The organism is Marinoscillum pacificum (assembly GCF_024714495.1).
In the GTDB taxonomy this organism is placed as follows: Bacteria; Bacteroidota; Bacteroidia; order Cytophagales; family Cyclobacteriaceae; genus Marinoscillum; species Marinoscillum pacificum.
Window position 1 is genome coordinate 1624446 of sequence record NZ_JAMZMJ010000001.1, and the last position, 7755, is coordinate 1632200.

The window sequence follows — 7755 nt, forward strand, 5'->3', positions numbered from 1 at the left end:
CGAAGAAAGTTATTCCGTGGAATTTGAGTTAGATTAATACAGAATGAACAGCGTAAATCATCCTTTTTGCATTCTCCTATTCTTGGTAATTATTACTTCATGTAACAGGATTAAGAATAAAACAGAACAAGTTGCTAATAGGATCGAATCAAAAGCTAAACGAGAAGTTTCAAATGGAATAGAACAGATTATAAATAAAATCTATCCTCCTTTTGATCATGATCAACCAGATACCGAAAATAACAAGCAGCGTTTTACGGACTTTCTTCAAATAGAAATTACTCCGGATATAAGAAATATCTATTGCTTCGATGATGCCATCGGACTGGATGCGGATTATATGTTTTCATTTAATTGCAACAACCTCACCTCACAAAAAATCATCGAGAAACACCAGCTCAAAATAGGCCCTTACAACAGAGACAATGGATTTGGGCTTCAACATGATTTTGACTGGTGGGACAAAAATCGCATAGCGCAACTCGACAAATACATGTGGACTGATGAATCTCAGAGATATTTCAAATACTACTGGTACGATGAGCTAAATGAAAAAGCGTACTTCTTTGTATTCGATCTTTAATTTCTAGTTCATACAAGCTCTATTACGAATAAAGAGACAATTCGCTGAACCCAAAACACAAAACCAAACAACTTAGAACCTAAACCACCAACAATCCGCCACCTCTTAGCTGCTGCATGCCTTTGGAGTACCAGAACGGTTCAAAATCTCCTATTGCAGCCTCATAGGCTTCTTTGAATTTTCCATAGCTGATGATCATTTGACCATTCTTTAGCTGCTCGAGTTGCTGCACTAGCCACTCTCCTGATAGTTGATCAAGTCTGATAGTCAGCACATCTTTCTTTTGATGGAAAAGTAGCTCCAACTGATCCGGACGACCTTTTTTACCTGGGACTATTCTTTGCTGTGGTAAGCCTCCTAGCCAAATGATCTTACTGGAAGTTTTAGGGCTTATAAACTCCTCTTCGTACAAGGCATTTTCAATAAAGTTCGGAGGAATGCTCGTTGTAGGGATCTTGAAATCAAACCACTCTCTTAAAGGCATTTCAAAACCAAGTCCATGCATGTAGTTGAATAACGACTTCTTCAGTCCAAAGCTAAATCGATCATGGTTCACCCCTGTCTTGTCACGGAACTGCACGTCATTGTTCGCAAAAGAGATTTCTTTCATCTCAGGAATCACTCCGTATGCTTCCGGCTCCAACCCAACAGGACTGTGTGCCGACAAAGCAAACTGATGCCAAAATCCAGACTGTACAATGTTCAGTTCAAACAACTGACGCACCATCTCCAGGCTATCGATCGTTTCTTGTACGGTTTGGGTTGGGTAGCCATACATCAGATAAGCATGCACCATGATGCCACTTTCGGTAAAGTTACGAGTGACACGAGCAACTTGCTCCACTGTCACTCCTTTATCTATCAAAGCCAACAAGCGATCAGAAGCCACTTCCAATCCTCCTGAAACCGCGATGCATCCAGAAGCTTGAAGCAACTTACACAGGTCCATGGTGAAGCTTTTCTCGAAACGTATGTTCGTCCACCAGGTCACGGTTAACTTCCGACGAATGATCTCTAAGGCTACCTCTCGCATCAAAGCTGGAGGAGCAGCTTCGTCCACAAAGTGAAATCCTCGTTCGCCAGTCTGAGCGATCAGCTCCTCCATCCGATCTACCAGCGTTTTTGCGGCTATAGGTTCGTAGAGCTTGATGTAGTCCAGCGACACATCACAGAAGGTACATTTGGCCCAATAGCAACCATGAGCCATGGTTAGCTTATTCCACCGTCCATCACTCCACAGACTATGCATCGGGTTCGCCACCTCGATCACCGATATGTATCGATCCAATGGCAAATCACTGTAATCAGGAGTACCTACTTCGCTTTGCTTGAAATCAGGAAATGGACACGAATTGTCGTGGTAAACTTGTCCTTCTTTCAGATAAAATGTCCTTTTTAAATTCAGGTTTTCACCTTTACCTCTCACAACTTGCTCCACCAATTGCTCTACAGGTCGCTCACCATCATCTAGCGTAATAAAGTCAAAGTAATCAAAGACTCGAACCTCCTTTAAGTCTCTGAGTTCAGTATTTGGGAACCCTCCTCCCATTGCCGTTTTGACCTGAGGATTATGTTGTTTGAGGAATTGTGCACATCTGAAGGCACTATATAAGTTACCAGGAAAGGGCACAGAAAAGCACACTAGCTTAGGATCAGCTTCTGCTATCTTCTTCTGCAGCAAGTCCAGTGTAAGCTCATCAATATAGGTTGGAGCTTCTTGCAAGTGAGCATGAAGCTCATCAAATGAATTGGCACTTCGTCCTAGTCGTTCTGCATATCTGCTAAACCCGAAATGAGGGTCCACACACTCTACTATGAAGTCGGATAGATCTTCCAGATACAAGGTAGCGAGATGCTTGGCCTTGTCCTGAAAACCCATGGAACCAAAAGCCCAATCGAGCTCATCTAAGGTCTCGAATCGTGAAGCTTCTGGAAGAAACTCTTCTGTACAGATTTGTCGTGCAAGTGTCGGATTATGACCTTGCAAAAAGGACATCACCTGCTCAATCGTCTTTACGTAATCAGAACGTAAGGCATAGATACGCTGCACATTATCGGACCAATCTGAATCGAATTCAACCTCCTCAAATAGCTTTTTCAGTCCTGCACTGGAAAACAACTCCAGAATTACCTCTATTCCCAAATCCATCTGATGCGATCTGATCCCACGAGTATTCAGAAAACCTTTCAGATAAGCTGTTGCCGGATACGGAGTATTCAGCTGAGTAAATGGAGGCGTTATAAGCAGTACTTCAGTCAAGCAAATCGTATTTAATTGAGCAAGTTAGAGATAAGCGAGGACAATACTCTCCTCTTCTTCGAGGGGGAGATGTCAACAAGTTCCAAAACTGTTGACAGAGGGGGTTTTTCAAGTTAGAGATAAGAGAGGACATAGTTTCATTCATATTCCTCCCTTTAGGGGCGGGGCTAGAATATGAATGAAAAAGAGACTCAGAACTGTCGACTATTGTCTCTCGACTAAAGAACTGCCGTCAGGCACCTCACCAATCAATCGGAAAATAATCCTTCAAGAACTTCCCACACCAATGCTTCCCGGTATTGATGCCATCAAACAGGGGATCCATTACTCTCGCCGCTCCATCTACGATATCTAATGGAGGCTGGAAGTCATGAACCTTCTCCTTTTTCTTGGCCAACTCGTGTGGATCTTCATCTGTCACCCAGCCGGTATCCACCGCATTCATGTAAATCCCATAGTTAGCAAGATCAGAGGCTGAAGTATGCGTAAGCATATTCAAAGCTGCCTTAGCCATGTTGGTATGGGGATGTCTATCTTCTTTGTGGAATCGGTGGAACTTCCCTTCCATCGCTGACACGTTGATGATGTGTTTTTTACCGGTATTGTCCTTTTTCATCAACTTCGAAAGTCGATTACAAAGCACAAACGGAGCTACAGAGTTTACAAGTTGTACCTCCACCATCTCTGGAGTTTCGATCTCTCCTAGTTTCAATCGCCAGCTATTCGTTTTACGCAAGTCAACTTGCTGTAAATCCGCATCCAACTGACCTTCTGGAAACACTTCACTTGGAGCGATAGAGTTATCAAAACTATAAGGTATCTGACTGAGTTTTGCACTTGATCTAATTCCGATACCGGGTTCTGGTGCATGCCAGCTAACTGGCAAGTTCTTATTCTTTTGTTCAGCGCCTCCGGTCAATTCACGCAATTCATTCAAACAATACTGATGGTCTTTTAATAGATTTTGAGCACCAGCAGGCAGTTCCTGATAAGGAATTGATTCATTCGCCATTAAGTGTTCATAGAAACCAGCAGGTCTACGCACAGTTTGAGCCGCATTATTGATTAGGATATCCAGGCGATCATATTGGAGCTCGATGAAGTTGCAGAAGATCTCCACACTTGGGATGTGTCTTAGATCCAATCCGTGGATTTTCAGTCTTTTCGCCCATTTTGGGTAATCCTCCTCCTGCTCAAATCGCAATGCCGAATCTACAGGAAAACGTGTTGTAGCGACCACAGTTGCTCCGGCTCTAAGAAGCATCAAAGTAATGTGATATCCAATTTTCAATCGACTTCCAGTAACCACCGCAACTTGACCTGTCAAGTCAGCAGTTTGGAAGCGTTTCATATAGTTCAAATCCCCACACTCCTCACACATGGTATCGTAGAAGTGGTGAAGCTTCGTAAATTCTTTCTTACAGACGTAGCAGTTTCTTGGAGAACTCAGCTCAGGTCGCTCATCAGTTAGTTGAGCTGCGGTCAGTAATTTAGGTGCCTCAAAAATAGTTGCTTCTCTGGCTTTTCGAATTCCTGTTTCTTTACGTGCATGCTTGTCACGCTCCTGTTCCTTTCTTTTTTGTGCTTTTTGCCAATCTTTTTTAGCCTGGCGATATTCCTCACGTTGGGGACGCGACACTTTTCCGGCTGCCGTCATAAAAGCAACACGAACGTCTTCTGGCCAATCAAAAATCTGTGAATAATCAGAACTAATCTGTTCCATTAGTTCTGTGCATTTGGCTATCGCATCAAGCGTAACCTGTTTATCAGACACTTCTTTTTTGTCGTTCTTTTCGTCTTCCACAATTCTCCAGTTTGACCTTACTATTTTGAATGTGCAAAGATAGGTTTTGTGCCAAGACAAAAATGAACGATTTTCAAGAAATCAATAATTCAGTTATCTTCGCTTTACCTCCCTACTCTAACTGAAAATCAACCTTGGTTTCATAAACCATTAATGATTTAATCAGTTTTATACCACGTATGCGAAAAAAGATCTGGATCGCAATAGGTTTGGTCCTCCTATGCAGTTTTTTAATCCTGGCCACGACCATTCGGATAAAAATGGGCAAAATCCCATCCGAAAAAGATTTACTAGCAATCAATCAGCAAACTGCATCTGAAATTTACAGTTCAGACGGTCAGATTCTCGGCAGAATTTTTGCCGAAAACAGAACCAATGTCTCATTTGATGAGATTCCTAAAAATTTCCAGGATGCCTTGATCGCAACGGAAGATGCTAGATTCTTTGAACACTCAGGCATTGACTACCGAAGTTTAGGCAGAGTATTGATCAAATCAATCTTACTCCAGGATGAAAGTGCAGGTGGAGGTTCTACCTTAAGTCAGCAGCTGGCTAAAAACCTGTATCCAAGAAAGAAAGGTGGGGTTTTAAACCTTGTTGGTGCCAAGTTTCGAGAGGCTTTGGTAGCCAGCAAACTGGAATCTCTTTACACCAAAGAAGAACTACTTACCTTGTATCTCAACACCGTTTCATTTGGTGAAGATGTCTATGGAATTGAAGCCGCTTCTATCCGCTATTTCAACAAAAAGCCCATTCAATTGGAGGTTCAGGAATCAGCGGTTTTGGTGGGAATTCTAAAAGCTACCACAGCCTATAACCCAAGACTTTACCCAGAGCAAGCGAAAACCAGACGAAATACCGTACTCAGCCAGATGGCTAAATACGACTATCTGGATCAGGAACGCCTGGATTCGTTGACCGCAATGCCTATCGAATTGCAATACCGTAGATTGACGAATGAACGGGGAACAGCACCCTATTTCAAAGCAAAAATTCGTCCGATGATCGATAGTTTAATTGCTACATTGGAGAAACCAGATGGTGAGCCTTACAACATCGAAACAGATGGGTTAAAAATTACAACAACGATAGACTCCAGATTGCAATTTTATGCGGATTCTGCTGTAGCGCAACACCTTACTTATTTGCAGGATCTGTTTGATAAACATTGGAGTTATTCCAAACCCTGGAATGAGAACCCCAACATTTTAGAATATGGCGTCACACACTCTGAAGCCTACAAACTGTTAAAAGCAAAGAAACTTTCGCAACAAGAAATTGAGTCTGCAATGGCTAAAAAAAGGCCGCAAACCATTTACACGATAGCGGGACCGGTTGATACATTGATGAGTGCCAAGGATTCTATCCAGCATTATCTGATGCTATTACAAACTGGAGTTCTAAGTATGGAACCGAGTACAGGACACATCAAAGCCTGGGTTGGTGGATTAGATTTTGAATATTTCCAGTACGATCACGTGACATCCAAAAGACAGGTGGGCTCTACTTTCAAACCAATTGTTTATACAACTGCGTTGGAAAATGGAATTGAGCCATGCGACTATTTCAAAAACACACAGGAAACATATGAAGAATATGAGGACTGGTCTCCTGGTAATGCCGATGGCGACTATGAAGGATTTTATTCTTTGAAAGGTGCTTTGACGCATTCAGTAAACACCGTTTCAGCTCAGGTAATTCTGGAAACTGGCATTCAGAAAGTAATAGATATGGCACATTCTATGGGTATCCGACAGGAACTTCCAGAGGTACCTTCATTGGCACTAGGAACTGCCGATTTATCACTATTAGAAATGGTAAACGCCTACGCTACCATTGCCAATAAAGGCATTCGAATGGATCCAGTTTACATTCTCAAAATAGAAAATGCTGCTGGAAAAGTACTTTGGGAATATGAGCCGAAAATTGGAGTGGATGTAATGTCGGAGCAAACCGCTCAACTCATTACCAACTTCATGCAAAGTGTCGTGACGAATGGTACAGGTAGATCGCTAGGAAGTAGATATGGCTTAACCAATGAAATTGCAGGTAAAACCGGCACCACGCAATCCTATGCAGACGGATGGTTCATGGGTTTTACACCTGAAATCGTGACCGGCGTGTGGGTAGGCGCAGATAACCCAGGGGTTCACTTCAGAACAGGTGATTATGGGCAAGGTGCAAGAATGGCTCTACCTGTGTGGGCCTTGATGATGCAACAAGCTTTGAAAGATCCTGATTTTGCGAGCTGGCAATATGCTACCTTCGATCCGCTGGATGACGACTTACTCGCTTCTATTGACTGTCCTTTATATACGGAAAAAATGACTCTTTTTGACCGACTATTTGGTGTGAAAGATCGCACAGAAGATGAGGACAATAAGGAGGATAAAAAACCTTTCTTCAAGAAACTAAAAGGCATTTTCAGCAAGAAAAAGGATAAAGACTAAATAAATTAAAACGTTATTTACCAAAACCATCCACAGTTATTTGATTCGAATCTAGAAGATGGTTTTGGCACAATCCTTGGAATACTGCTTACTCAATCAAATACTTTTCAGATATGAAAAAGCGAGTACAGATAATCCTGGGAGTAATGATTCTAAGTTTAGTAATGATGACTCCAACCTACGCTAATGGCAACAAAGGAAAAGGTGGTCAGAAGAAGGACAAAGTACACGGCGGACCTCCAGCCTGGGCACCGGCTCATGGCTATAGAGCAAAGCAAAGACATATTTACTATCCTGAACACAACATCTATTACGACACCCAGCGAGAAGTATACATTTATTTAGACATGGGTAGATGGGAAGTAAGTGCTCGATTGCCTTTACCTCTAAGAAATTCTAGAAACATAGATTTGGGAGCTCAGGTGGCATTGGACATTAGTTCAGACTCACCTCAGTTTTACAATGATGAACATAGATCCAGATATCAATCAGGCAATTCAATTAATGGGTCTGAAAGAGGATCGTATTAATAAAAAAGAGGCTGTCTCAAAAGGGCAGTCTCTTTTTTATAAAAAGAAAGCCGAGCACAATTAAGTTCTCGGCTTTTTTGTGACTAAGAATTAACTTAGTCTTGTGCGTAATTCAAATCTAGTCTTTA

5 protein-coding genes are annotated in these 7755 nt (G+C 42.1%); 3 read left to right on the forward strand and 2 right to left on the reverse strand.

The window, feature by feature from the left end; genetic code table 11:
- Window positions 1-43 precede the first annotated feature (43 nt).
- Window positions 44-583 (forward strand): hypothetical protein, encoded by a 540-nt coding sequence (locus NXS00_RS07055; protein ID WP_258098427.1) that lies wholly within the window; start codon window positions 44-46, stop codon window positions 581-583.
- A 79-nt stretch (window positions 584-662) separates the two neighbouring features.
- Here NXS00_RS07055 and NXS00_RS07060 read toward each other — a convergent pair whose 3' ends face one another.
- Window positions 663-2843 (reverse strand): B12-binding domain-containing radical SAM protein, encoded by a 2181-nt coding sequence (locus tag NXS00_RS07060; protein WP_258098428.1) that lies wholly within the window; start codon window positions 2841-2843, stop codon window positions 663-665.
- Between the two features lie 241 nt (window positions 2844-3084).
- Complete coding sequence (locus tag NXS00_RS07065) at window positions 3085-4647, reverse strand: SDR family NAD(P)-dependent oxidoreductase (RefSeq protein ID WP_258098429.1); 1563 nt, start codon at window positions 4645-4647, stop codon at window positions 3085-3087.
- A 179-nt stretch (window positions 4648-4826) separates the two neighbouring features.
- On the opposite strand from NXS00_RS07065, the gene NXS00_RS07070 reads away from it, so the two are divergent.
- Both NXS00_RS07070 and NXS00_RS07075 read left to right on the forward strand, forming a co-directional pair.
- The gene (locus NXS00_RS07070; RefSeq protein ID WP_258098430.1) at window positions 4827-7097 is read left to right on the forward strand and encodes a penicillin-binding protein 1A; all 2271 of its coding nucleotides are present in this window, start codon (window positions 4827-4829) and stop codon (window positions 7095-7097) included.
- A 113-nt stretch (window positions 7098-7210) separates the two neighbouring features.
- A complete protein-coding gene (locus NXS00_RS07075; RefSeq protein ID WP_258098431.1) occupies window positions 7211-7627 on the forward strand; it encodes a hypothetical protein in 417 nt (138 codons plus the stop codon).
- Window positions 7628-7755 lie beyond the last annotated feature (128 nt).

Bases quoted from the DNA above. Each gene is read 5' to 3' on its own strand.
- NXS00_RS07075 (WP_258098431.1), top strand. From the start codon at position 7,211: ATGAAAAAGCGAGTACAGATAATCCTGGGAGTAATGATTCTAAGTTTA.
- NXS00_RS07070 (WP_258098430.1), top strand. From the start codon at position 4,827: ATGCGAAAAAAGATCTGGATCGCAATAGGTTTGGTCCTCCTATGCAGT.
- NXS00_RS07055 (WP_258098427.1), top strand. From the start codon at position 44: ATGAACAGCGTAAATCATCCTTTTTGCATTCTCCTATTCTTGGTAATT.